The sequence below is a fragment of the Vogesella lacus genome (assembly GCF_979366295.1).
The window spans coordinates 90,598-115,763 of sequence record NZ_CEETQT010000007.1; the positions used below are offsets into that span (position 1 = coordinate 90,598).

The 25,166-nt window shown below is 57.3% G+C and carries 27 protein-coding genes; 8 read left to right on the forward strand and 19 right to left on the reverse strand.

What is annotated here, in order from left to right:
- Positions 1-18 precede the first annotated feature (18 nt).
- From ACZ9W6_RS10440 to ACZ9W6_RS10510, 15 genes are all read right to left on the reverse strand, one after another.
- Entirely contained in the window at positions 19-918 is a 900-nt protein-coding gene (locus tag ACZ9W6_RS10440) for a DMT family transporter (protein ID WP_465191069.1), read from the reverse strand.
- Between the two features lie 19 nt (positions 919-937).
- Entirely contained in the window at positions 938-2,389 is a 1,452-nt protein-coding gene (locus ACZ9W6_RS10445) for an NAD(P)H-hydrate dehydratase (RefSeq protein WP_465191070.1), read from the reverse strand.
- Positions 2,386-3,003, reverse strand: a complete 618-nt coding sequence (locus ACZ9W6_RS10450) for a flavin prenyltransferase UbiX (protein WP_465191071.1) — start codon at positions 3,001-3,003, stop codon at positions 2,386-2,388. The genes ACZ9W6_RS10445 and ACZ9W6_RS10450 overlap by 4 nt, the downstream gene beginning before the upstream one ends.
- Positions 3,000-3,506 (reverse strand): Gx transporter family protein, encoded by a 507-nt coding sequence (locus ACZ9W6_RS10455; RefSeq protein WP_465191072.1) that lies wholly within the window; start codon positions 3,504-3,506, stop codon positions 3,000-3,002. Before ACZ9W6_RS10455 ends, ACZ9W6_RS10450 begins: the two co-directional genes overlap by 4 nt.
- Positions 3,475-3,834 carry a NusG domain II-containing protein gene (locus ACZ9W6_RS10460; protein ID WP_465191073.1) on the reverse strand — a complete coding sequence of 120 codons (360 nt, stop codon included), beginning with the start codon at positions 3,832-3,834 and terminating at the stop codon, positions 3,475-3,477. The genes ACZ9W6_RS10455 and ACZ9W6_RS10460 overlap by 32 nt, the downstream gene beginning before the upstream one ends.
- 1 nt (position 3,835) lies before the next feature.
- On the reverse strand, positions 3,836-4,678 hold the full coding sequence (rapZ, locus tag ACZ9W6_RS10465; RefSeq protein ID WP_465191074.1) for an RNase adapter RapZ: 843 nt from the start codon (positions 4,676-4,678) through the stop codon (positions 3,836-3,838).
- Positions 4,659-5,615, reverse strand: a complete 957-nt coding sequence (hprK, locus tag ACZ9W6_RS10470) for an HPr(Ser) kinase/phosphatase (protein ID WP_465191075.1) — start codon at positions 5,613-5,615, stop codon at positions 4,659-4,661. Before hprK ends, rapZ begins: the two co-directional genes overlap by 20 nt.
- Entirely contained in the window at positions 5,608-6,072 is a 465-nt protein-coding gene (ptsN, locus tag ACZ9W6_RS10475; RefSeq protein ID WP_465191076.1) for a PTS IIA-like nitrogen regulatory protein PtsN, read from the reverse strand. The genes hprK and ptsN overlap by 8 nt, the downstream gene beginning before the upstream one ends.
- Positions 6,073-6,215: 143 nt before the next feature.
- Complete coding sequence (gene hpf / locus ACZ9W6_RS10480) at positions 6,216-6,539, reverse strand: ribosome hibernation-promoting factor, HPF/YfiA family (protein WP_465191077.1); 324 nt, start codon at positions 6,537-6,539, stop codon at positions 6,216-6,218.
- A gap of 53 nt (positions 6,540-6,592) precedes the next feature.
- On the reverse strand, positions 6,593-8,029 hold the full coding sequence (locus ACZ9W6_RS10485; RefSeq protein ID WP_465191078.1) for an RNA polymerase factor sigma-54: 1,437 nt from the start codon (positions 8,027-8,029) through the stop codon (positions 6,593-6,595).
- 6 nt (positions 8,030-8,035) lie between these two features.
- The gene (gene lptB / locus ACZ9W6_RS10490) at positions 8,036-8,761 is read right to left on the reverse strand and encodes an LPS export ABC transporter ATP-binding protein (RefSeq protein WP_465191079.1); all 726 of its coding nucleotides are present in this window, start codon (positions 8,759-8,761) and stop codon (positions 8,036-8,038) included.
- The gene (gene lptA / locus ACZ9W6_RS10495; protein WP_465191080.1) at positions 8,758-9,255 is read right to left on the reverse strand and encodes a lipopolysaccharide transport periplasmic protein LptA; all 498 of its coding nucleotides are present in this window, start codon (positions 9,253-9,255) and stop codon (positions 8,758-8,760) included. Before lptA ends, lptB begins: the two co-directional genes overlap by 4 nt.
- Positions 9,245-9,805, reverse strand: coding sequence for an LPS export ABC transporter periplasmic protein LptC (gene lptC / locus ACZ9W6_RS10500; RefSeq protein WP_465191081.1), 561 nt, complete (start codon positions 9,803-9,805; stop codon positions 9,245-9,247). Before lptC ends, lptA begins: the two co-directional genes overlap by 11 nt.
- A complete protein-coding gene (locus ACZ9W6_RS10505; protein WP_465191082.1) occupies positions 9,802-10,326 on the reverse strand; it encodes a KdsC family phosphatase in 525 nt (174 codons plus the stop codon). Before ACZ9W6_RS10505 ends, lptC begins: the two co-directional genes overlap by 4 nt.
- Positions 10,327-10,334: 8 nt before the next feature.
- Positions 10,335-11,312: a KpsF/GutQ family sugar-phosphate isomerase gene (locus ACZ9W6_RS10510; protein WP_465191083.1), complete on the reverse strand. Its 978-nt coding sequence runs from the start codon at positions 11,310-11,312 to the stop codon at positions 10,335-10,337.
- 98 nt (positions 11,313-11,410) lie between these two features.
- Here ACZ9W6_RS10510 and ACZ9W6_RS10515 point away from each other — a divergent pair, with 98 nt between their 5' ends.
- The 8 genes from ACZ9W6_RS10515 to ACZ9W6_RS10550 all read left to right on the forward strand — a co-directional run bounded on the left by ACZ9W6_RS10515 (position 11,411) and on the right by ACZ9W6_RS10550 (position 20,417).
- Positions 11,411-13,381, forward strand: a complete 1,971-nt coding sequence (locus ACZ9W6_RS10515) for a cation:proton antiporter (protein WP_465191084.1) — start codon at positions 11,411-11,413, stop codon at positions 13,379-13,381.
- Positions 13,381-14,088 (forward strand): TIGR01621 family pseudouridine synthase, encoded by a 708-nt coding sequence (locus tag ACZ9W6_RS10520; RefSeq protein ID WP_465191085.1) that lies wholly within the window; start codon positions 13,381-13,383, stop codon positions 14,086-14,088. Before ACZ9W6_RS10515 ends, ACZ9W6_RS10520 begins: the two co-directional genes overlap by 1 nt.
- Before the next feature lie 267 nt (positions 14,089-14,355).
- Positions 14,356-15,747 carry a tryptophanase gene (locus ACZ9W6_RS10525; protein ID WP_465191086.1) on the forward strand — a complete coding sequence of 464 codons (1,392 nt, stop codon included), beginning with the start codon at positions 14,356-14,358 and terminating at the stop codon, positions 15,745-15,747.
- 726 nt (positions 15,748-16,473) lie between these two features.
- On the forward strand, positions 16,474-17,202 hold the full coding sequence (locus ACZ9W6_RS10530) for a methyl-accepting chemotaxis protein (protein WP_465191218.1): 729 nt from the start codon (positions 16,474-16,476) through the stop codon (positions 17,200-17,202).
- 52 nt (positions 17,203-17,254) lie between these two features.
- Positions 17,255-18,367, forward strand: coding sequence for an alpha-hydroxy acid oxidase (locus tag ACZ9W6_RS10535; RefSeq protein ID WP_465191088.1), 1,113 nt, complete (start codon positions 17,255-17,257; stop codon positions 18,365-18,367).
- Between the two features lie 28 nt (positions 18,368-18,395).
- Positions 18,396-18,998: a TetR/AcrR family transcriptional regulator gene (locus ACZ9W6_RS10540; protein WP_465191089.1), complete on the forward strand. Its 603-nt coding sequence runs from the start codon at positions 18,396-18,398 to the stop codon at positions 18,996-18,998.
- A 28-nt stretch (positions 18,999-19,026) separates the two neighbouring features.
- Complete coding sequence (locus tag ACZ9W6_RS10545; RefSeq protein ID WP_465191090.1) at positions 19,027-19,962, forward strand: alpha/beta hydrolase; 936 nt, start codon at positions 19,027-19,029, stop codon at positions 19,960-19,962.
- 11 nt (positions 19,963-19,973) lie between these two features.
- Positions 19,974-20,417, forward strand: a complete 444-nt coding sequence (locus tag ACZ9W6_RS10550) for a YiiD C-terminal domain-containing protein (protein ID WP_465191091.1) — start codon at positions 19,974-19,976, stop codon at positions 20,415-20,417.
- A 39-nt stretch (positions 20,418-20,456) separates the two neighbouring features.
- Here the strand turns inward: ACZ9W6_RS10550 and ACZ9W6_RS10555 are convergent, their stop codons facing one another.
- The 4 genes from ACZ9W6_RS10555 to ccoG form a co-directional block, all read right to left on the reverse strand.
- Positions 20,457-22,502 (reverse strand): tetratricopeptide repeat protein, encoded by a 2,046-nt coding sequence (locus ACZ9W6_RS10555; protein ID WP_465191092.1) that lies wholly within the window; start codon positions 22,500-22,502, stop codon positions 20,457-20,459.
- 289 nt (positions 22,503-22,791) lie between these two features.
- Positions 22,792-23,178, reverse strand: coding sequence for a YbaY family lipoprotein (locus tag ACZ9W6_RS10560; RefSeq protein WP_465191093.1), 387 nt, complete (start codon positions 23,176-23,178; stop codon positions 22,792-22,794).
- 10 nt (positions 23,179-23,188) lie between these two features.
- Entirely contained in the window at positions 23,189-23,707 is a 519-nt protein-coding gene (locus tag ACZ9W6_RS10565) for a FixH family protein (RefSeq protein WP_465191094.1), read from the reverse strand.
- A gap of 2 nt (positions 23,708-23,709) precedes the next feature.
- Positions 23,710-25,128 (reverse strand): cytochrome c oxidase accessory protein CcoG, encoded by a 1,419-nt coding sequence (gene ccoG, locus ACZ9W6_RS10570; RefSeq protein ID WP_465191095.1) that lies wholly within the window; start codon positions 25,126-25,128, stop codon positions 23,710-23,712.
- Positions 25,129-25,166: the final 38 nt, after the last annotated feature.

Sequence of the window (25,166 nt, forward strand, 5' to 3'; positions counted from 1 at the left end):
TAGTACGTAAGGACTAATTCATCTTAGAGCAAGCCGCAAGCGGCTGACCGGGATTTTTTGCAGTATCAGTCCACCGAGAATCAAGGCAAGTCCAATGAGTGTGGACGGGAATATCTGCTCGCCAAGCAGGGTGGAAATAAAAAACAGGGAAAGTAATGGTGAAAGGAAAATAAGATTGGCAATCTTGGCCGTGCTGTCAGTCAGTTTCATTGCACTCAGCCACAATACAAATGTAATGCCCATTTCAAAAAAGCCGATATACGCGGCACCGGCCAGTCCCTGCCATGCCGGTAAGTGCAATTCATTATTTATCAGGCAGTAAATGAATGAAAAGATCATCGACATCAGGAAATTCAAACCAAGGCCGATGACAGGTGGTCTGTCATCCTTGGTATTGAGCAGCCAGTATATTGCCCACAGTAATGTTGATAGTAGCGCCCAGATGACACCTTCAATATTGGCAAAATCCAGACTGAAAGGATTGCCGCGCGTTGCGATGAACAGAACACCCAGATAGCAAAAACAGGCAGCCAGCGCATCCTGTAACTTCAACTTCTGCTTGAGGATAGGGACTGCCAGCAAAGTCATGGTCAGCGCCCAGGTATAATTGAGCGCCTGAGCCTCTTGGGCGGGAAGCAGATCGTATGCCTGGAATAAGATAAGGTAGTAAACGAATGGATTGATTGCTCCAAGAATAAGTGAGCGCTTCCAGTTATTTCTTATTGCGGTAAAAAATTGCTTGATGTCACCCTGAATGGTAATAATACCGACGATGCAAATCAGGGAAAACAGGCTGGAATAAAAAACCAGCTGAGCCGGGCTTAGGTGATTCAGTGTGATTTTGAAGGCGGTTGCAACGGTTGACCATGCAATGACTGCCGACAGGCCAAATGCGTATGCTTTTCTTTGTTGATTCAAGATTTTTTCCGTAACAATATTATTGTGCCAACTGCTGTTTGATCAAACTGATGGTGATACTGGCCGTCATGCCGACAAGTCCCGGATTTTCAATGGCATACAGATCGGCACTGTTGGCATGCAAATAACTGGCATGACATGCCGCGGCCCATGCATCGACATTCTGTGCCAGCAAGGAGCAGATGAGTCCGGTCAGGACATCTCCTTGCCCGGCATTGGCCAAGGCGGCATTGCCGGCATTGATGATGGCGTATGCGCCAGAGGGCGCGCACACGATGCTGCCGGCACCTTTCAGCACGACAATTGCCGAGTATTTCTCGGCGATTTTTCTGGCCGATTTGATACGGTTTCTTTGTATCGTTGGCGTATCGGTTTGCAGCAGCCTGGCGGCTTCGGCCGGGTGTGGCGTCAGGATGGCTGCTGTTTTGCGTTGTTGCAGACTTTGCTGCCACAGCGGATTTTGTGCCAGCAAATTGAGTGCATCTGCATCCAGAACCAAGCCGCCCTGATGTTGCATGACAGAGTACATGGCGCCAATAGCGTGTTCATCGCAGCCAAGTCCCGGTCCGATGCCGATAACGTCATTGTCAAAAGTATCGCCAGGGGTAAAAGCGGAGATCATCAGCTCAGGGCATGAAGGGTCAAAGATCAGACGCTCGTCCAGTGTGTGTGCCATGACTTTGCCAGAACCCGCGTGCAGCGCAGATCTTGCGGCCAACATGGCGGCACCAACCATGCCGTGGTTACCACCGATAATGTGTACCGTGCCATAGCTGCCTTTATGGCTATTGCGTTGACGCGGGGGGAGGGGCGATATGGATGCGATGAGACACCCTTCAGGCTCGGGGTAAAACCTCTCGGGGCAGGTCATATCAAGCAGGTGGATTTTGCCGCAGTTATCCGGGCCATCGGCAGTGAACAGACCTGGCTTGTGGGCAAGCAGAGCCAAAGTATGATCGGCCCTCAGGCATTGGGTCGGGCAGTCGCCGGTCCATGCATTGAGCCCGCTTGGCACATCAATGGCTATTCTTGTCCAATCTCTTTCATTGAGCTGCTGGATGATGCTCGTCCACGGTGCTGCCAGCGGGCGATGCAGCCCCGCACCAAACAGGCCATCGAGCAGAATGTCAGCCTCGGGCGCGACTGGCTCATGGTTGATACTGCCGCCGATCTGCTGGAAAGTTTGGGCGGCTTGCAGACAGGCAGGGGAGTTGGCTGGCACAGGTTGCCATGCGATGACTTTCGTTCCGCCTTGTTGCAGTAGGCGGGCTGCCACGAGGGCGTCGGCGCCATTATTCCCCGGGCCAACAGCAATCAGTAATGACTGATCGGGTCGAAGTATCTTTTGCTGTAACCAGGCCGCAATGGCGGATCCGGCTTTTTCTATCAGTTGCAAACCGGCCTGCTCGGCCTGTTGTTCCAGCGCTTTGAGTGGCGCGGGGCCGATCAGCATATCGGGCTGCCAGCTCATGTCGACTCCCCCCAGCGCGGGTGCAAGTCATGGTCGATAGCCAGCTGATCCATGATGCGGCCAACGATGAAGTCAATCATGTCCTGGATGGTTTGCGGATGGGTATAAAAAGCAGGGTTGGGCGGCAGGATGCAGACGCCCAGCCGGGCAAGCTTCAGCATGTTTTCCAGATGAATGGCTGAAAACGGCGCTTCGCGTGGCACCAGCACCAGCTTTCTGGCTTCCTTGATCATCACATCGGCAGCGCGCTCGATCAGATTGTCGCTGCTGCCGTTGGCGATTGCGGCCAACGTTCCCATGCTGCACGGGCAGACTACCATGGCATCGGCTGGATTTGAGCCTGATGCTGGCGGGGCGAACCACGCTTCCCGGCCAAATACGGCAATCTTGTCCGGTTCGGCATTGAAGTTGCTGATCAGCCATTGCTGGAATTCTTGTGGCTGCGAGGGCAGGCTGAGATTCATCTCCTGCTTGGCCACGACCTGTGCAGCCTGCGAATACATGACCCAGACGCGCTTGCCGGCCTTCAGCAGGCATTCAATCAGCCTGAGGCCATAAGGCAAGCCGGAGGCGCCGGTTAGCGCGACAGTAATGGTATTGACGGGTCGATTCATTTTTTCAGTAGCCTGTTGACTATCAGTCCATTGACCAGCCCCGAAAGGATGGCGGCAATTGCCATCGGCAGGGCGAGACCAAGAATATTATCGTTCGGGATAAATATTAGCCGTACCAGCAGTAGCTGCGCCAGCAGATGCGCCTGGGCAGCAATCAGACTATGGCTGACTGCACTGAAGTAAGGAGCAGGCAGGCGCAGGCTCAAGCCCAGACTTAACAGGCTGCTGATGGCACCGGCAGTGGCCAGCCAGAATCCTGGCGTAAACAGCGTACCCAGCAGCAGGGCGCTGGCCAATACGCGCAAGATGCTCACCCAGACCGCGGCACGCCAGCCATGCTGGTAGGCGGTTATCAGGACGATGATATTGGCGAAACCGGGTTTGATGCCGGGAATAGGGCTTGGAATGGCGGCATCAAGTAGGCTTAGCGAGATGGCCAGTGCGGCAAGATTGGCGATCTGCAGGTCTTGCTTAGTAGGCGAGAGAGTCTTCTGCTGTGGCATTGCCGATAAGTCTGAGTGAGATGCGGCTCGGCATGCAGATGGCTAATGCGCCAGCGGCGGAGAGCCAGCCTTGCTTGACGCAGTATTGATACTTGCCTGGGGATTGCGCAATGCGTACGCGGCCTTTACTGATCTGGATAACGGTATCGCCGGCGTCACTGTGCAGTCGTAGCGTTTTATCCAATCGCAGCGGGTATTGGCCGGTGATCCGGCCGTCTTGCGTGATTTCTACATAACTTGCACTGCTGTTGTCGGCTAGCTTTGCCTGCAGCAGCCAAAGGCTGGCCGCAAGCAAAACCAGTATCAGCATGTCGCCGATGCGCAGCACATTATTTGCCTTGCAGCTGCCTGTGGCGGATCAGGACTTGCTGGTTGTCGAAGGCTTCGGCCAGACGTTCTGCCAGATAGACAGAGCGATGTTGGCCGCCAGTACAGCCGATGGCAATCGTGACATAGCTGCGATTGTCGCTGCGGAAACGGGGCAGCCATTTTTGCAGATATTTCATCACGTCAGATTGCATCTCGCTGACCAGCTTTTCTTGAGCGAAGAAGTCCATGACGTCTTGATCGAGGCCGGTTTGCGGCCTGAGTTTTTCTTCGTAATAAGGGTTGGGCAGGCAGCGCGCGTCAAATACGAAGTCGGCATCAAGCGGAATGCCATGCTTGAAACCGAATGACTCGAATACAAGGGTCAGGCAGTCGGAGGCATCGGCATCTACAAGCAATTTGACCCAACTCCTTAGTGTGTTGGCTGACAGATTGGTGGTGTCGATACGATGGCCGAGCTCACGCAGATGTTCGAGCATTTCCCGTTCGAGATTGATGCACTCTTCTACGGTCAGACCGCTGCCAGACAGCGGATGTCTTCTTCTGGTTTCGGAGAAACGTTTGACCAGTGTGTTGTCGCTGGCTTCGAGAAAAATCAGGCGAGTATCAATGCCCTTGCTGCGCAGTGCCTGCATGGCACTGGGCAAGGCGGCGAGTGTCGCAGCAGAACGGGTGTCTACACTGATTGCCAGTTTGGGTTGTAGCTGATCATCGTGCAGGCTGACGACGTCTTCCAGCAACACGGCCGGCAGATTATCAACACAGAAAAAATCATTGTCTTCAAGCAGGCGCAGGGCAACCGATTTACCCGAACCGGAAAGGCCACTAATCAGAATCAGTTGCATGCTCTTGCTCACGTAACAAACTGGTATGTCTATCGATAAACTCTCTGGTGCTGTCGATACCGCGTAGCTGCAGGATGTAATTGCGCACAGCGGCTTCAACCAGTACAGCCAGGTTACGGCCGGCGGCAACGGGCAGGATGACCTTGCGCACCTTCACGCCCAGAATATCCTGAGTCTCGGACTGGATATTCAGCCGGTCGAGGGTTTGCATTGCCTGATCATTGGCTTTCATCAGGTGAATGATGAGTTTCAGCACCTTTTTCGGGCGAACGGCTGTCTCGCCAAAAATGGTGCGGATATTCAGAATGCCGAGGCCACGTACTTCAAGAAAATCACGCAGTAGGGCAGGGCAACGACCTTCCAGCGTTTCCGGGCCAATCCGGTACAGTTCGACCGCATCATCGGCCACCATGCCATGGCCGCGTGAAATCAGTTCCAGCGCCAGTTCACTCTTGCCCATGGCGGAGTCACCCATGATCAGCACGCCGACCTCGAGTACATCAAGGAATACGCCATGCATGACGGTTGAAACTGCCAGCGCTCGGGCCAGATAGATGCGCAGGACATCCATCAGATAGGGACTTTCCAGCGGGGTGCTCATCAGTGGCACGCCGTGGGTATGGCAGTAATCACGCAGCAGGTTGGGCACGTTTTGGGCATTGGCGACAATGACAACGGCCATGCTGCGGTGAAACAGCTGGTCAAGCGCGGTTCTGGCGGCAGCCTGTTCCAGCTTGTTCAGGTACTCCACCTCGGCAAGACCCAGCACCTGTACCCGGTTGGGGTGAATGAAGTTCAGATGTCCCACCAGTGCTTGGGTGGGTCTTTGTTCATCATTCGAAATAAGGTTATCGGCACCCGAACGACCGGCGATCCAGCTCAGATTGAGCTTGTGCTGATTTTCCTGATAGAGGCGGCGTACGCTGATATTAGGCATGGTCACTCTGGCCGCAGATCAGTTCATAAAGTTGTTCTGCATTACTTTCCGGGCTGTTCATTTGCTCGCGCAGGCTTCTGCTGGAGAAGCGCTGGGCGAGTTCGGAAAGTGCCTGCAGGTGAATATCTGTCGCCTGGTCCGGCACCAGTAGCACAAACAGCAGGCTGACCGGCTTGTTATCCGGGGCGTCAAAGGCGATAGGAGTGCTCAAACGGATGAAAACACCGGTGGCTTCTTTCAGGCCCTTGATGCGGCCATGAGGTATGGCGACACCTTGACCAAGTCCGGTCGAGCCCAGTTTTTCGCGGGAGAACAGGCTGTCAAAAACATCACTGCGGGCAATGCCCTGTGAGTTTTCAATCAGGATGCCGACTTGTTCAAACAACCGTTTCTTGCTGGATACATCCAGCCCGACCATGACATTTTCTGGAGAAAGGATTTTGCTAATGAGGCTCATCTTGCGTGGTGCCAGTAAAGAACGTTGGCCATTCTACGCTTTCCGGCAAGATTTCAATAGCCGATCAGGACGTAAGCGTGGTGGATTGTTTCAAACAAAAAGAACGGATAAGAAATCTTATCCGTTCTTGTCTTTGCAGGGTATCAGAGGGCTGCCTGATCCTGAATGATAGGGCTGACGCGGTGGTCAACCTGTTTTTCCTTGAACTTCAGAACCTGACGATCAAGCTTGTCTGCCAAGGCATCGATGGCAGCATACATATCGGCATCCGTCGCTTCGGCGTGGATGTCTTTACCCGCCAAATGCACGTTTACTTCGGCTTTCTGTACCAGTTTGTCGACAGACAATGTCACGTTGACACCGATAACATTATCTACATGCCTGGTAATCCGCTCCAGCTTGCTTTCTACATATTCACGCAGTGCTGGGGTAACTTCGAGGTGGAGACCGGTAATCTTGAGGTTCATACCCTTTACTCCTTCTTAAAGTGTCGCGAACGAAGTGTCGCGACTCAAGAAAATCAAAGTGACTTGCGTTGGCTGACCGGTGGTATCTGCATCGCTTCCCGGTACTTGGCAACCGTTCTTCTGGCTACCTGTATGCCCTTGGCGACGAGATGGTCTGCAATCGCACCGTCTGACAACGGCTTTTTATTATCTTCATGATCGATGAGTTGCTTGATGATGGCCTTGATGGCTGTCGCCGAACACTCACCGCCACTATCGGTATCAACAGAGCTGCCGAAAAAGTACTTCAGCTCAAACAGGCCTCTGCTGCACAAAAGATATTTTTGCGTGGTTACCCTGGAAATGGTTGATTCATGGAGTCCAAGCTCATCTGCGACATCCCGCAGAATCATCGGGCGCATGGCTACTTCGCCCAGCTCGAAGAACTCTTGTTGTCTTTCGACTATAGATTCCGCCACTTTCAGGATGGTGTCAAATCGTTGCTGAATGTTTTTGATCAGCCACCGTGCCTCTTGAAGTTGACCACCCAGATCGTGGCTGGTTCCTTTCTGTTGTAGCAGAGAGGCATACATCTGGTTGACACGAAGTTTGGGCAGGTTGGCCTGGTTTAGCCGGGCAACCCATCTGCGGCCAACCTTGATCACCCGGATATCCGGTGCAACGTAGTGGGTTTCACCGTGGTCAAAGCCACTGCTCGGGCGCGGGCGCAGGCTGGTGATCAAGCCGTGAGCGGCTTTCAGTGTCGGATCGTCAATGCTCAAGGCCCGCTTCAACTTGATGAAGTCACGGTTGCCCAGCAAGTCAAAATGCTGGCTGACAATGCTTGCGGCCAACTCGCGCGCGGGGTGCTTGTCATGGGGGGCATTGTCGAGCTGTAACAGCAGGAATTCCTGCAGATTAAGACTGGCAAAGCCGACGGGCTCCAGTTGGGTCAGCAGGCGACGCAGGCAGGACAACTCTTCCAGCTCGACATCCAGCTCAAGCGGCAGCTCGGCGAGTATCTCGTCCAGAGGGCTGGAGAGGTAGCCATCATCATCGAGCTCGTCGATCAGCAGGGCAATCAGGGCGCGGTCACGCTGGCTTAGTTGTAGTTCGCCGGTCTGGCTTAACAGGTGCTCGCGCAGCGAGGGCTTTTTCGGGGCGCTGAGGATGGGGTCAAACTCGTCATCATCATCGTGATTGCTGCTACTGCGGCTGCCCCAGTCAGCAGGCTCGTCAAATGCACTGCTGTTATCACTATCTTGTGAGGCGTTTTCTTGCGGGGTTTCCGGAGCTGTTTCGGCCGGTTGGTTGCGCTCTGGCCATTCGCTTGGCGGCACCAGCTTTTCTTCGCTTTCTTCCTGGCGTTCCAGCAAGGGGTTTTCCAGCAGATAGCGCTCCAGCTCGGAGCCCAGTTCGAGTGTGGACATCTGCAAAAGCTTGATGGACTGTTGCAGCTGCGGCGTCAGCGTCAGCTGTTGACTGGTCTTGAGCTGGAGGGTCTGTTTCATGCTTGTTTACAGATGGAAGTGTTCGCCCAGGTAGACACGTCTTACCTGTTCATTTTCAACGAGTTCGCCCGGCAGGCCGGAGGCCAGTACGCCGCCTTCCGAGATGATGTAGGCGCGGTCGCAGATGCGCAGGGTTTCGCGCACGTTATGGTCGGTAATCAGCACGCCGATGCCGCGTGATTTCAGAAACTGGATAATCTTCTGGATATCGATCACGGCAATCGGGTCAACGCCGGCAAATGGCTCGTCCAGCAGGATGAAGCGCGGTCGGGTGGCCAGTACCCGGGCGATTTCCACGCGGCGGCGCTCACCGCCAGACAGTGCCATGGCGTTGCTTTCACGCAGATGGCCGATGTTGAGATCGTCCAGCAGCAATACCAGCTCGTTTTCCAGCTCTTCACCGCGCAGGCCGGTGATCTCGAGCACGGCCTTGATGTTTTCTTCTACGGTGAGTTTGCGGAAAATCGATGCTTCTTGCGGCAGATAACCCAGCCCCATGCGCGCGCGCTGATGAATCGGCAGGTGGGTGATCTCCTGCTTGTCGAGTTCGATACGGCCGTCATCGGCAGCGATCAGGCCAACGACCATGTAAAAGCTGGTGGTTTTGCCGGCGCCATTCGGACCCAGCAGGCCGATCACTTCGCCACTGCTGATGTCCAGCGACACATTCTTTACGACGGTGCGCTTTTTGAAGGTCTTTTTCAGCTGGCGGATGGAAAGCGTGCTGCTCATGGCTTGCTCTTGGGTTGCAGGATCACGGTGACGCGGCCGGTGCTGCCGTTGGCGCTGCCATTGACTTCATAGTTCTCGGTCGCGGTGTTGTAGACAATGCGGCTGCCGCTGACCGAGTCCATGCCACGCTTGATACGCGCATTGCCGGTCAGAATGGCAAGGTCGCTGCCATTGTCGTATTGCACGCTGTTGGCCGAGCCTTCAACGAATTCGTTGCTGCCATCAATCTTCTGGCGGAACTTGACCGGGCCGCCACTGGCTTGCAGCTGCTGCTGGCCCTTGTTATCGCGTACCACAATGACTTTGTCGGCCTGAATCAGCAGAGTGCCTTGTTTGACATCGACATTGCCCTCCCAGACTGTGGTGCCTTTTTTCTGGTCAAGCGTGCCTTTGTCGGCGCTGATTTCGATCGGTTTGTCACGATCGGCCTTGTCGGCATGAGCCGGAACGGCAAGGCAGCTGATCAGTAACAGGGCTGGCAGGCTATGGCGCATAGAAGATCCTAACATTGGACAGAAATTCCAGAGTCTGGCTGTCCTGGCGATAAATGAAACCGGTGGCATTGAGCCTGGAGTTTTGCTGGGTCAATAGCAGCGGTGCCTGATTGCGTACTTCATGCTTGTTGCCATCCAGCTGCATGCTGGAGGTCTGCAGTACGATCGGCGTTTTGCCCGGCTGCTCCTGCTCCCAGCGGACATTGTCTTTCAGCTCGGCCAGCTTTTCCTGACGGTGGTAAGTCGCCGTCGAGGCGTTTACCGAGAAGTCGGCCTTGCCGTTCTGATAACGGGTCAGCAGTGGCTCTTGCACAAAGACCAGCGGATTGCGGGGCAGTTGCCACAGCGATTTGGCGTACAGGCGCTCTTGCAGCATGCCATGCTCGTCATACTGGCGCGCCTGCAGATTGCTGATGGTGTATTCCGGCTCGTTCAGATTCAGGTCTGGCCGGGCGAAGGGCTGCTGCGTCGTAACGATGTGCAGGTATAAGGCCAGCAGCGCCATGCCTAGCGTCAGTCCGAGCGGAAAGAGTCGTGCAGCGCGATTCATGCCAGATAGCTGTTCATCAGTGCGTCAAAGGTGCCCTGTGCCTGCATGATCAGCTCGCACAGCTCGCGCACTGCGCCGCTGCCGCCGTGATTGCCGGTGACAAAATGGGCATGCTGGCGCACGAAGCTCGGTGCCGCCGGAACGGCAACCGCGAGGCCAACCTTGCTCATTACCGGCAGGTCGATCACGTCGTCACCGATGTAGGCGCATTGTGCGGCAGTCAAGCCGGTTTTTTGCAGCAGGTCGGCAAAGGCGACACGCTTGTCGTGCACGCCTTCATAGTAATGATCAATACCGAGGCCGCGAGCGCGATGCGCTACGCTTGGGGCGGCACGGCCGGTAATGATGGCCAGTTGTACACCGGTAGACTGCAGCATTTTCAGGCCATGGCCATCCAGGGTATTGAAGGCCTTGAACTCTTCGCCGGAGGCGGTAATGAAAATCCGGCCATCGGTCAGCACGCCATCTACATCCATGATCAGCAGGCGGGTTTGCTTGGCCAGTTCGTTAATCGTTTGCATTGTCAATCTCAGATAACGCCTGCCTTCAGCAGGTCGTGCATATTGAGGGCGCCGAGCAATTGCCCGTCCTTGCCGGTTACCAGCAAGCCGTTGATCTTGTGTTGCTGCATCAGGTGAGCGGCCTCGCTGGCCAGCAGGTTGGCCGCAACGGTGCGCGGGTTTCTGCCCATCACGTCATCAATGTAGAGCCCGGCCAGATCCAGCGTGCGATCCAGCGTGCGGCGCAGGTCGCCATCGGTGAAGACACCGATCAGCTTGCCTTCACGGTCGCAAACGGCAGTCATGCCCAGACCTTTCTGGGTCATTACCAGCAGCGCTTCCTTGAGACTGGCACCGGATTGCACCTGCGGCAGGGCTTCGCCACTATGCATGATGTCGCGAATGTGTACCAGCAGCTTGCGGCCAAGACTGCCACCGGGGTGGGAGAGGGCAAAATCCTCGGCCTTGAACTGGCGGATTTCGAGCAACGCTACTGCCAGTGCGTCCCCCAGCGCCAGTGCGGCGGTGGTGCTGGCAGTCGGGGCGAGGCCCAAAGGGCAGGCTTCCTTTTCGACGCCGGCATCCAGATGGATATTGGCCTCACGTGCCAGTGTGGATTGTGGGCGGCCGGTCATGGCGATGATGGGCGTGCCCTTGCGCTTGAGCGCTGGCAACAGGGCGATGATTTCGTCGCTTTCACCAGAGTTGGACATTGCCAGCAGGATGTCCTTGTCGGTAATCATGCCAAGGTCGCCGTGGGCGGCTTCGGCCGGATGCATGAAAAAAGCCGGTGTGCCGGTACTGGCCAGTGTTGCGGCAATCTTGTTGCCGATATGACCGGACTTGCCCATGCCGCTGACAACTACACGGCCCTTGCATGCCAGCATCAGTTCAACACTGCGGACGAACTGCTCGTCCAGTCTTTCCGAGAGCCTGGTAATGGCGGCTGCCTCGATTTGCAGCGTTTCTCTGGCCAATTGCAGGCAAGTTTTTGGGTCAATTTTCATAGTCGGTAATTATATCAGCTTATAATCACTCGGCACCTGTCAGCTGGTGCAAGATTTGCTTAATAACCATTGCCCTCAGGCCAGGAGTGTTGTTCCGGATGCATGACCTCTCACCTATTGTTCTTGTCTTGCTGGTTGCAGTACTGGCGGTAACCGCCTGCCGCAGCCTGCGAGTCCCCCCCATGCTGGGCTATCTGGTGGTCGGTTTTATTGCCGGCCCCGGTGTCATGCACCTGATACCCGAGGGGCCGGAAACCGAGTTTCTGGGTGAGATCGGCATTGTCTTCATGATGTTCTCCATCGGCCTCGAATTCTCGCTGTCCAAGCTGCGCGCCATGCAGCGGCTGGTGTTCGGAGTGGGGGGCTCGCAAGTCGCGCTTACCATGCTGGTGATCGGCATCATAGTCTGGTGGCTGAGCGGTAGCGGTCTGGCCGGCTTTGCAGTGGGTGGTGCGCTGGCGCTGTCTTCGACGGCGATTGTGCTCAAGCTATTGTCCGAGCGCGTCGAGATGGCGCAGCAGCATGGCCAGCTGGCGGTTGGTGTGTTGCTGTTCCAGGATCTGGCGGTAGTGCCGTTGCTGATCTTGCTGCCGGCTTTTGCGGCCAACTCTGATCAGCTGTGGATGGATCTGGGTCTTGCCTTGCTGAAGGTCATCATCGTGATGAGCCTGTTGCTGGTATTTGGCCAGCGCCTGATGCGGCCGTGGTTTCACATGGTGGCCAGCAAGCGCTCCAGCGAGCTGTTCATGATCAATGTCTTGCTGGTGACCTTGGGCGTTGCCTACCTGACCCAGCTGGCCGGCCTGTCGCTGGCGCTGGGTGCCTTTGTCGCCGGCATGCTGATTTCCGAAACCGAATACCGCTATCAGGTTGAGGAGGACATCAAGCCCTTCCGCGACATCCTGCTGGGTTTCTTCTTTGTCACCGTCGGCATGAAGCTCGATGTCGGCGTGCTGGTCGAGCAGTCCGGCAGCATCATGGTGATGCTGTTGCTGCTGTTGCCGGTCAAGATCATCGTGATTTTCCTGCTGGCACGTGCCTTCGGTCATCGCGCCAAGGATAGCCTCAAGGGTGCGCTGGCCCTGGCGCAGGGTAGTGAGTTCGGCTTTGTCCTGCTGGCGCTATCCGGCAATCTGGGCTTGATCAGCAGTGAAGTCGAACAGTCGGCGTTGGCCGCAATCGTATTGTCGATGTTGCTGGCACCGTTCCTGATCCAGTACGCCGACCGCATCTGCAAGCTGGTGATCCGCGAGGACTGGGCGCAGCAATCGGTCGATCTGCACCAGATTCTGGTGCAGACCATGGCCAAGGACGAGCACGTGATTATTTGCGGCTACGGTCGTAGCGGTCAGTCGCTGGCGCGCTTGCTCGAGGCCGAAGGCATCTCCTTCTTTGCATTGGATCTGGACCCGGAGCGCGTGCGTGAGGCATCCGAAGCCGGCGATCCGGTGGTATTCGGCGATGCGGCCAAGCGCGAGGTATTGATGGCAGCCGGCGCGATGCGCGCCAAGACCGTGGTGATTACCTTTGCCGATACCCATGCGTCCGAGCGCATTATTCATGTGGTGCATGATTTACGCCGTGATCTGCCGGTGATTGTGCGCACGGTGGATGACAGCGATGTCGAGAAGCTGCGTGCTGCCGGTGCCGACGAAGTGGTGGCCGAGGTGATGGAAGGCAGCCTGATGCTGGCCTCGCACGCACTGATGGTGCTCGGCGTGCCGATGAGCCGTGTGCTGCGCCGTATCCGGAGCGTGCGCGAGCAGCGCTACAGCCTGTTTACCGGCTTCTTCCGCGGGGCCAGTGACGATGCAGAGGGGCTGGATGACAGCGAGCAGCCACGGCTGTACAGCATTCCGCTGATTGCCGGTGCCAGTGCGGTTGGCCGCTGTATCGGTGAATTCAGGCTGGATGATATGGCTGTCGGCATTCGCGGCATTCGTCGTGGTAACCGCCGTATCAACGAGTTTGACAGTGCCTTCGAGCTGGAAGAAGGCGATGTGCTGGTGTTGCTGGGCCGTCCGGCGGCGCTGGCGCAAGCTGAAATCCGTCTGTTGCAGGGGGATTGATGACTGCCTGCAAACTGGTTTATCAGGATCCGCGCTTTTATCTGGTCAGTAAGGTGGCCGGCGTCAGTTTTCATCAGGATGACGATGAGGCCGGCCTGCTGCCGCAGGTGCGCGAGTTGCTGAATGATGAAGCCATCTGGCCGGTGCATCGCCTCGACAAGGTCACCAGTGGCCTGTTGCTGCTGGCGCGCAGCAGCGAGGTGGCCGCACAGCTGGGTGCCGCCTTTGCCGAGCGGCGTGTCAACAAGTTTTATCTGGCGCTGTCAGCGGCCAAGCCCAAACGCAAGCAGGGCCTGATTCGCGGCGATATGCTCAAGGCGCGCGGTGGCGCCTGGCGGCTCAGCGAAACGCTGGCCAATCCGGCCATTACCCAGTTTTTCAGTTTCAGCCTGACGCCGGGCCTGCGCCTGTTTGTGCTCAAGCCGCATACCGGCCGCACGCATCAGCTGCGGGTGGCGATGAAGTCGCTGGGTGCGCCGATCTACGGTGACGAGCTGTATGGCGGCGCACAGGCGGATCGTGCCTATCTGCACGCCTGGCGCATCCGTTTCGCGCTCGATGGCGACTCGTTCGACTTTTGCGATCTGCCGGATAGTGGTGAAGCCTGGCCGCAAGAACTGCTGGCCGCGACACTGCAGCAGCACGAAGCTGCCAATCTGCCGTGGCCAAGGCTGCCGGGCTTGCCGGATGCGGCTGGCGCGATGTAGGCTGTAAGTGCGGCACTACAAGGCCGCACTTACGGAGTCAAACATGAACCTCAAGGCTTGTTTATCCCGTCAAGCCGTGCACTACGGTTCACCGGCGGGCAATTGGTACACTCTTGATGTCGTCCTCAACGACGACTTCCCGCACGCCTGATCTTGCTGGCAGCCGCCCGGCTGCGCGCTTTCATTCCCCGATAAAAAACCGAATTTGCCTGATGGCAAGATGCTTTTGCGTCTGCCGGCAGGCGCTATGGCTATTGGAGCAAGATCATGGCACGACGCATTCCCGAACCGTTCCGCATCAAGATGGTGGAACCTATCCGTATGACCACGCCCGAGTATCGCCGCGAGGCGCTCGAGGCCGCCGGCTGGAACCCTTTCCTGTTGCGTGGTGAAGATGTCTATATCGATTTGCTGACCGACAGCGGTACCGGCGCGATGTCGGACCGCCAGTGGGCCGGCATCATGACCGGCGACGAGGCGTATGCCGGCAGCCGCAACTTCTATCATCTGGCCGACACCGTGCGCGAGCTGTTCGGCTACGCCCACACCATGCCGACTCATCAGGGCCGCGGTGCCGAGCAGATCCTGTTTCCCGAGCTGGTGCGCCGCCGTGGCAGCAGCCAGCCGGTGTTCATCTCCAACTATCACTTTGACACCACCAAGGCACATGTCGAGATTGCCGGCGCACGTGCCATCAATGTGCTGACGCCACAGGCGCTGGACACCACCACAGCCTACGACTGGAAGGGTGATTTCGATCTGACCAGCTTGGCCGAAACTATCGAAGAAGTCGGTGCGGCCAACGTCGCCGGCCTGATCATTACCGTCACCTGCAATAGCGCCGGTGGCCAGCCGGTCAGTATGGGCAATATCCGCGAGGCGGCGGCAATGGCGCGCCAGCACGGCATTCCGGTGGTGATTGATGCCGCCCGTTTTGCCGAGAATGCCTGGTTCATCCAGCAGCGCGATCCGGCCTATGCCGCTGCCAGCATGCGCGACATCGTGCTGGAGATGTTCAGTTACGGTGACATGCTGACCATGTCGGCCAAGAAGGACGCGCTGGTCAATATCGGCGGCCTGTGCTGCTTCAAGGATGACGAAGAGCTGTTCCGCGCAGTGCAGGTGCGTTGTGTGGCGATGGAAGGCTTTGTCACTTATGGCGGTCTGGCCGGCCGGGATATGGAGGCGCTGGCCATCGGCCTGAAAGAGGGCATGGATGCCGACTATCTGGCCTACCGTATTGCCCAGGTTGCGTATCTGGGTGAAAGGTTGGCCGCAGGTGGCGTGCCAATTCAGACACCGACCGGCGGTCACGCGGTATTTGTCGATGCGCGCATGCTGTTGCCGCATATTCCGGCCGGGCAGTTTCCGGCGCATGCACTGGCCTGCGAGCTGTACCTGGAAGGTGGCATTCGCGCGGTCGAAATCGGCTCGCTGTTGTTGGGGCGCAATCCGCAGACCGGCGAGCAGGAACCGTCGCCGTTCGAGCTGCTGCGCCTGACCATTCCGCGTCGTGTGTATACCAATGATCATATGGACTACATCGCCGATTGCCTGATCGATATCGCAGCGCGGGCGCGCAGTATTCGCGGCCTTGGCTTTACTTACGAGCCGCCGATGTTGCGTCACTTCACCGCCAGACTGCAGCCGCAAGCTTAAGGTCGTCGTAACCGGAAAACCGGCGTGGTCAGTAATGACTGCGCCGGTTTTTTTGTGTCATCTGCCTGTGGCAGAATCGCAAGCCATCCGCATGACCATCTGGTAATACGGAAAGATAAGTTTGTGGCTTATAAATTAAATCAGTAATCTCGTTTGTAATGCTTGCTAATGACTGCGCCGTACTGAAACCGGGAAAATAATATGTTCAAAGAACTGGTCCGTATCTTGTGGCCTGCTTTTGTCTGTGTCTTGCCACTGATGTTTCTTGAGGCAGTGGTGGATCCGTCGGACTGGCTGGAAATAGTCTGGGATGTGGTCACCCTCTCCGTTTTCACCGTATTGGTCCTTTACCGGATCAGCACGCAATGTCTGCGCCCGCTGGTGCAGCTGACCGAGTTCTGGAAGTCGCAAGGTGGCACTGGCGAGCGGCCGCAGCTGCCTGATCTGAATGGCCTGCCATACTGGCAGCCCTTGCTTGGCGGCATGCTGCAATGGCATCAGCACATGCGCGACACCCTGCAGGAAGGCAACCAGACGGCTGCGCGGCTGGTGCCGATGGCGCAAGAGCTGAAAGACACTTACAGCGACATGATGCAGAAAAACATGATGCAGGCCAGCCACGTCGATGTGATGGTGGGCGGTATCACCAATATGAGCGCGCAGGCCGCGCATCTGCAGCAGGATGCCACGGCGATTCATGCCTCGGCGCAAGGTGCCGGTCAGCAGATGGCAGAGGCCTTTGAAGACGCAGCCATCGTGATTGATGGCGTGTCAGTGGTGGCGCGTGATCTGGGCGCGGCCGAGCAGGATGTGCAATCGCTTGCCCATGCCGCCGCTCGCGTCAGCACCACGTTGCAGACTATCAAGGACATTGCCGACCAGACCAATCTGCTGGCGCTGAATGCCGCCATCGAAGCCGCCCGTGCAGGCGAGGCCGGTCGCGGCTTTGCCGTGGTGGCCGACGAAGTGCGCAAGCTGGCCGGCAAGGCGCAAGAGGCGACCCGCGAAATCGAAGACATCATCAGTGCGGTACAGCAAAGCAGCCAGCAGGTGGGGGCCACCATGCAGCAGGCCGGCGAGCGTGCCAGCCACGCCGCGCGGCATGCCGACAGCTCGCGCAGCAAGCTCGGGGCGGTGCGCGAGGCGATTGCCAGCATCAATCAGGCCGCCAGCCAGATTGATGAGGCGGTGCAGGCGCAGGCCGATGCGGTCAGCACCTCGCGCGGTTCCGGCGAGATCCTGCAGCAGCTGAATCAGGACGCGCTGGCCAGCAGCAAGGCGCACCCGATTGCGCCGGACGACCTGCTGAATCTGGCCGAAAAACTCAAGGCCGTGCTGCAGCGCTCCAGTCAGGACATGCAGGCCTGGAGCGCGCCGCGTCGCAGCAAGCCTCGCATTACCGAAATGAAACAGGCCGAGGCTAGCGAGTTGGCTGGCGATATCGAACTGTTCTGATCTTATTGATAGTTATTATCATCTATTGCAGAATGGCAGCTTTTGAGCTGCCATGTCTGCCGCCCCTCTCCAGCATATTCCCGCCGATCTCGTCAGCCTTGGCGATTATCAACGCTACGCCGCGCAGCACCTCAGCGCCAATGCCCGCAGCTATATCGACAGCGCCGCTGCGGATGAAACCAGCCATGCGGCCAACCTTGCTGCTTTTTCGGCTTACCGGCTGGAAACCCGCGTACTGGCAGAGGTGAGCGGCGGCCATTGCCGTCGCAGCCTGTTTGGTCTTGCGCTTTCCCACCCGATTCTGCTGGCGCCGGTCGCCTATCAAAAGCTTGCCCATGCCGATGGCGAACGCGCCGCCGCCTATGCCGCCACCGCCGTTGGCAGCAGCATGGTAGTCAGCACGCTGGCGAGCACCCCGCTGGAAGACATCGCCGCCGCCGCGCAAGGCCCGCTGTGGTTCCAGCTTTACTGGCAGCATGATCGTGATTTCGTCCTGCAGCTGGTCCGTCGCGCCGAGACTGCCGGTTACCGCGCCATCATGCTGACGGTGGATGCACCGCTGGCAGGGGTGCGCAACCGCGAGCAGCGCGAAGGCTTTGCGCTGCCGCCCGAGGTGTTTGCGGCCAACCTGCAGGGCATGCCGGCCTGGCAGCCCACGCTGCGCGACGGCCAGAGCATGGTGTTTGACGGCTTCATGGCCATCGCGCCGCGCTGGGACGACATCGCCTGGCTGCGCCAGCAGACCCGCCTGCCGATTCTGCTCAAGGGCGTGCTGTCGGTACATGATGCCCGGCTCGCGCAGCAGGCCGGCGTGGATGGGCTGGTGGTGTCCAATCATGGCGGACGCGTGCTCGATAGCGTGCCGGCCAGTCTGGAGGTACTGCCCGAAATCGCCAATGCCGTGGCCGGCCAGCTGCCGATCTTGCTGGATGGCGGCGTGCGGCGCGGTACTGATGTGCTGAAGGCGCTGGCGCTGGGGGCGCAGGCGGTGATGATAGGCCGGCCTTATCTGCATGGCCTCGCGGTGGCCGGCGCGCTGGGGGTGGCGCATGTGCTGCGGCTGTTGCAGGAAGAGCTGGAAGTCGCGATGGCGCTGTGCGGCTGCCGCACGCTGGACGACATCGGCCTGCAGCTGTTGCGGCCAACGGCAAACCGCGCTTGGTAAAAGCGACCGATCGTGCTAATTTAGCCGCATGAAACGTAGCGACAGCAAATACGCCCTCATCGTGCAGCAGGCCCTGCAGATGGCCAACTCCATCGGACTCGAAGCCGTCACCCTCGGCACCCTGGCCGACGGCATCGGCATGTCCAAGAGCGGGCTGTTTGCGCACTTCAAATCCAAGGAAGCGCTGCAACTGGCGGTGATCGAACGCGCCGTCGAGCAATTCCGCGCCGATGTGGTGTTGCCGACCTTGGCCGCACCGCGCGGTTGGCCGCAAGTGCAGGCGCTGTTCGCGCATTACCTGGCCTGGCTGGGCGGCGAGGTGCAACAAGGCACCTGCTTTTTTGTCGCCAGCAGTCAGGAGTTTGACGACCAGCCCGGCGCGTTGCGCGATGCCTTGCATCTGGCGCTGGACGACTGGCGCGGCTTCATCGCCCGTCTGATCGCCCCGCTGTTGGCCGCAGCGCCAGCCGGCGAGGGCAATGATGCCGAGCAATTCGCCTTCGATTTCATCGGCCTGACCATGTCTTATCAGCTCGCGCACAAGATGCTGCGCGACCCGCAAGCCGAAGCCCGTCTGCGCCACGCCTTTGCCGGCCTGCTGCAACGTTACGGCTACCTTCCCGACGCCTGACCTTCATCTGACCATTCCGAGGTAGATCATGTCCGAACCCCTGAGCAGCTTGTCACACCCTCAAAAAAGCACGATCGGTCGTTTTGAAAAGACAAAGAAACGCAGCCTGCCAGCCAGACTATGGCTCGCGGCGCAGCGGGCCTGGCCAAATCCGCTGGCGACCGTGCTGGCGCGTTTGATCCTGCGTCCGCAGCGGCAAAAGCCACGCCCGTCGCAGCTGGCTGTGCTGCAACAGGCGCAGCGTGTCCGTCTGGCTACGGCCGATGGCGAGCTTATCGTCTATCGCTGGGGCGAAGGGCCGGCCGTGTTGCTGCTGCATGGCTGGTCCGGCAGCGCCGCACAGATGACGCCGCTGGTCGCACCGCTGCTGGCAGCCGGGCTGAGTGTACTGACGCTGGACATGCCGGGGCATGGCCGTGCCGGCGGCCGGCAGGCCTCGATCTGGCATTACTGCCGCGCCATCGAGGCCGTGGCGCAGCAGCACGGCGCGCTGCATGGCGTGGTCGCGCACTCGTTTGGCGCGCTGGCCATCCTGCTGGCGCAGTCACGCGGCTTGGCCTTGCCACGGTTGGCCGCGATTGCGCCGCTGGCAAGTTTTGATCATGTCTGGCAACAGCTGGCAAAGCGGTTAGCCTTGCAGCCGGCCACCTTGCAGGCGCTGTCACGGCCAATCGAAAAACTGGCGGGCGGCAGTCTGGCCAATCTGGAAGCGGGCGAACTGGCGGCCAACCTTCAAGCTCCGCCAGCGGTGCAAATCTGGCACGATGTTGCCGACCGCGAAGTGTCATTCAGCCACGCCGAAATGTTGGCCGCAGCGCTGCCCGGCAGCCTTCTGCAGCCGCAGCAGGGCATGGGGCACGCGCGCATTTTGCAAAGTGAAGACGTGGCGCAGGCTGTCGCCCGTTTTCTGGCGGATGGTGCGACGCACGACATGCCGCTGCCACCGCCGGCCCCTTTGTACTGAGGTGACGTCGGATGGATACGCAGGCATTGCAAGACTACCTGCTGCGGCAATTTCCACTGGCGCAGGCGATGGCGGTGACGGTCGAAGACATCACGCCCGAGGCGCTCAGCCTGGCCGCACCGCTGGCAGCGAATAGCAATCACCAGCAGACATTATTTGGCGGCAGCGGCGTCACGCTGTGCATCCTGGCCTGCTGGTCGCTGCTGCATTGCCGCCTGCAGGCGGCGGGTGTGGATGCAGAGGTGGTCATCCAGCGCCAGCAAATGCACTACCAGCGACCGGCCAGCGCCGATGTCTGGGCCGAAGCGCAATTCATCGACGACACTGACTGGCCACGCTTTGTCCGCCAGCTGGCACGAAAAGGCCGCGCCCGTCTTGCCTTACAGGCAGTGCTGGTGTGTGAGGATGAACGGGTGGGGGAGTTTGCCGGCGAGTTTGTGGTGTTGCGTGGCTGAGCTTGCGGCCAAGGTTGGCCGCAAGTATTGCCGTAGCCATCAGCCTGCCGGGGGCTGTTCGGCTTGCTCTGCGTCAGGTGCGTGCTGGATGTCCTGCCACAGTCTGTGCAGCATGGCTTCGTATTCGCTGTCTTGTGCTTCAAGACGGTGTTGCTTGGCATCATTTTGTTGTTCTGCATACGATGCCTTACCACCTAGCTGCAGACAATCACGGGTGTATCGCTCGGCCTTGGCAGTTTCGTCCTGCAAAAAGTGGGCGTAGCCCAGATTGCCAGCGATTAATGCACGCTCTTCATCGCGACAGCTTGATAGTGCGGTAGTCAAGATGGAAATTGCTTTAGCCAGTAAATTGCTTTTACCAGTGCTTGAGTTTTCCTGTTTGGCTTGCATCAAAAAAATGAACCCAAGTGTATTTCTGGCGTGGCTGACGATGGTTTTGCAGCTGGCGACATTATCAAACCTGCTGATTAGTTTCTCTAGCGTATCAATGGCCTGCTGCTTGCTCAGCTCATTCTTCTCATGGACAAGGCCAAGCTTATACATTATGTTTGCAAGATCATTCTGGATTTCTGGCTGGTTATCGTTTTTATAAAATTCGGTAATTTGCCCTAGTGTGCCTATTTGCCTCTCAGGAGGGAGGCGATATTCAAGTGAGGAAAGGGTGTTTTCAAGGCCTAGAGTAATATGTAAATCGTGTTTGTCATCACCTCTTTTAATGGCTTCCAGATATACCTGAATGGCTTGGCCATAATTACGAAGTTTTTTGTATGCCTCTGCCATATTGATTGCAGCCTCAACAGCTCGTTGCTGTACGTCACGATTTTCATCGTTGCCATATCGTTCGATAACTTGCTGGTAGGCGTGGATTGCTTTGTCAAACTGCTGCAAGTTCTTGAAAGAAATACCGGTATTGAACAGCGCGCCAGCCTTGTAAAGACGAAGTTCAGGAGAGTCTGAGTCTTTGATCAGCTCGTCTGCTTGGCTGTAAGTCGCGATGGCTGCCTTGTCATCGCCTGACTGAGATTGGCAGGTGCCGCAGTTGACCACTGATTTGGCAACTATTTCGCGGGTATCTTTATCAACACTATTTTTCAATCGATTAATGATTTGTTGATAAGCAATAATCGCATCTGCATAATTTCTGAGATTGTGTTGGCTCGTGGCTTTGATAAATAAAACCTTGGCTATTAGTGTTGGAGTGTCGTCATTTGTTTTGATGTAATTCAATGCTTGGTTGCAGTGGGTGATTGCGGCGAAATAATCACACTCACGAAATGATTCCATTGCTTTATCAAGTAAATTTTGTAATTCCGTCAACTCTGTTTTGACTGAGGGGGCTATTTCCAAAGGCGGCTGGTCGTGCTTTTCAGTAATAGGTAGACTGTCTTTCGTTTCGAATGTTACTTCCGTTTTGTCTGGATTTATCTCGTCAGATTTTTTACGTAGGTCGGCATTAAAATATTCGAATTGTTTTTGCTGGCCAATTCTGAATTGTTTTGCAAGTTCTTCAAGAGCATCAAAATTCTCTTGCGTGCGTGCATTAAGAGTGTCCCATTTTTGCTCGAGTGTATTGTTTAAATATTCGAATTTTTGCGTTAGGGCGGCTTCTTGTTCTGCGGCTTGCGTATGCAGCTCTGCCATTTTTTCTTTGTGTTCTTCGAATTGTTTCGTGGCCTCGCGCTTGGCCTTTTTGATTTCATCAAGCTCCTTTTCTGCCTTTTCCATCATGGCTTTGCTGTCAGCTTCGAACTTGGCGGCTAGCGCCTCGGTACGCTTGTGCACAAAAAAGCCTGCTCCGACCGCAAGGATGGTGATCAGGATGCTGACTTCTGCAATCAGCGAGCCAAGTTGGGATGACTGGTTCGACAGCAGCGCGATCTGGTTGGCTTGTTTGCCGTCAAATGCATCCATCTTGCTGGCGAGAATGCCGACTTCGAGCTGCAGTTTGTTGATGTCCTCCTGAACCGCCTGATTTTGCGTTGTAGCAGGGGCGACAAGCGGTGTGGGTGATGGGCTGGCAGGGTTGGCCGCCATGACATTCAGCGTGGTGGCAAGCAGCAAAATGGATAGCAGGGCGCGCAGCATGGCGGAGGTCCGGCAAGAAAGTTGCAGAATTATGCCATAAGCCAGAATGGTGTGGCCTGGCTTGCATACATCATGGGATTGCCCAGGCCATAACTGCCGATCTGTACATCTGGCTTTTGAGTTTGCGTGCTGGCAAGCCAAGACGGGCGGCCAGCTATTGGTTGCTGCGGTAATCCAGATGGGTTCAATACTTTGCTGGTGATTATCAGACCGTAGTAGTCGAGCAGAGCTTGGCCACAGATGACAAAACCCGCCTGGTGGCGGGTTTTGTCGGGGTGTCAGGCGGCAATCAGTTGCCAACCATGACCAGCCGCAGCTCGGGGCTGGCGTCCAGCGAGGCCAGCTCTTCGGCAGCTTGCATGCGCAGCTCGCCATCGATAAACAGGCGGGCATCGACAGCAAACTTGCGGCCAACCTTGGCGTGGGCACGGTCGTAACACAGCGAGAACGCTGCCGGGGTGCCGACTTTCTCCAGCGACTGCTCGGCCAGCACCTGATGCGGGCTGCTGCTGATATCCAGCAGGCGCACGCGCAGCAGGGTCTTGTCCTTGGGGAAGACGATGCGTTCGAGATAGAAAGCCTTGCCGTTCACATAGGCCATGTTTGGCCGGGTGGTGGCGCAGGCGGCCAGCAGCGAAGTGCCAAGGCCCAGCAGCAGATGACGACGATTGCTCATGATGTAGTCCTTACTGGCTGACGGCTTTGGCCGTGCCCAGTGTCAGTGCATTGCCCTCGGCCGGCAGCCATTCGCCCTGTACGCGCCAGATGCCTTCCTTGTCTTGCACACGCACATACCAGTGGCTGGCCTGGTCAGGCTTGAGTTTGCCCTGATACATATTGTCGGCCATGCGGCTCAGCGCGATGCTCTGGTCACCCTGCTGGCGGGTCGGGTGCAGCAGCAGCAATTCCGGCGTGCCGCTGAACGGCTGCTGGCTGTTGATCAGCACGCGCACCGAGCTCATGTCTTCGTTGAACATCAGCTGGGCGGTCATGCCCATGTCGCGCGCGACCACATCACGCTTGAGCTCGAGGTTGATGTCTTTGCCTCGCTTGTAATAGTCGTCATTGACGAGGTCGTCGGCACCTTTGGCAATGATGCCAAAGGTGACGAAGCCGGCGATGACAACCAGGATGGGGCCAGACATCAGGACCCAGAACCAGCGCTCTTTAAACCAGGGGCGTGGTGCCCCTGCAGACTTCTGCATGCTTACTCTCCGATAAAGCTCGATTTTTCCTCGATGCTGCTGCCGGTGTCGACAGAGTCGACGTGGAAGTAGATCGGGTGACTGCCTTTGGTCGCATATTGTGGATCAACTTGCACCCGTACGTCGAATTGCTCGTTTTCGGTGCCTTTCACCACGATTTCCTTGCGGTCGAACACCAGTTTGGCGTCAGGCAGACCTTCGACTGTGATGCGGAAGCGTTGTTCCTGCTCAGAGGTGTTGATGATGCGCAGGTTGTAGCTGTTTTCCAGCCAGCCTTCATCGGTCTCGCGCACCAGCGAAGCGCGGTCCTTGATCACATCAACCTTGAACGGTTTGCGCATGGCCAATGAAGTTACGGCGGCAACGATGATCACCAGCAGTACGACGCTGTACATCACCACGCGCGGGCGTTTCAGACGGCCCCAGAACTGGCTTTCAGGGTATTTGCCTTCCAGTGCGGCTTCGGTGGTGTAGCGGATCAGGCCTTTCGGGCTGCCGACCTTGACCATCACTTCGTCGCAGGCATCAATACAGGCTGCGCAGCCGATACATTCGTATTGCAGGCCGTTGCGGATGTCGATGCCGGTCGGGCAGACCTGCACGCAGATACCGCAGTTGACGCAATCGCCCAGGTTTTCGTTTTCCTGGCCTTTCTTGCGCGCACCACGCGGTTCGCCGCGCTTTTCGTCGTAAGAGATGATCAGGGTGTCTTCATCGAACATCGCGCTCTGGAAGCGGGCATACGGGCACATGTATTTACATACCTGTTCGCGCATATGACCGGCCAGCAGATAGGTAAAGCCGGCATAGAAGAACATCCAGAACGCTTCCCACGGGCCGTAGCTGAAGGTCGGCATGGCGGCGACCAGATCCAGCATCGGTGTGAAGTAGCCAACCAGGGTGAAACCGGTGATCAGCGAGAAGATGATCATGATGCCGTGGGTGGTAGCGCGCAGACGGAACTTGCGCAGGCTCATCGGCTCCTTGTCGAGCTTGATGCGCTTGTTGCGGTCACCGACTACCCATTGCTCGATCCAGATCATGATTTCGGTGTAGACCGTTTGCGGGCAGGAATAGCCGCACCACAGACGGCCGGCGATGGTGGTCCAGGTAAACAGGCCGAAGGCGCAGCACATCAACAGGGCAGCCAGATAGACAAAGTCTTGCGGCCAGATGGTGAGGCCAAACAGGTAGAACTTGCGGTTGACGAGGTCGAACAGCACCGCCTGGCGGCCATTCCATTGCAGCCATGGCAGGCCGAAGTAGAACAGTTGGGTGGCCAGGACAAACAGGATGCGCCAGTTGTTGAAAATGCCCTTGACACTGCGCGGGTGGATTTTCTTTTGCGATTCGTACAGCGAAACCGTTTCAAGGACGGGTGTTTCGACCTTGATCTTGATGTCTTTCAGCGGCTCGTTCATAGGAAGATCCTTGGCAAGAGAACTTGGCAAAACACACG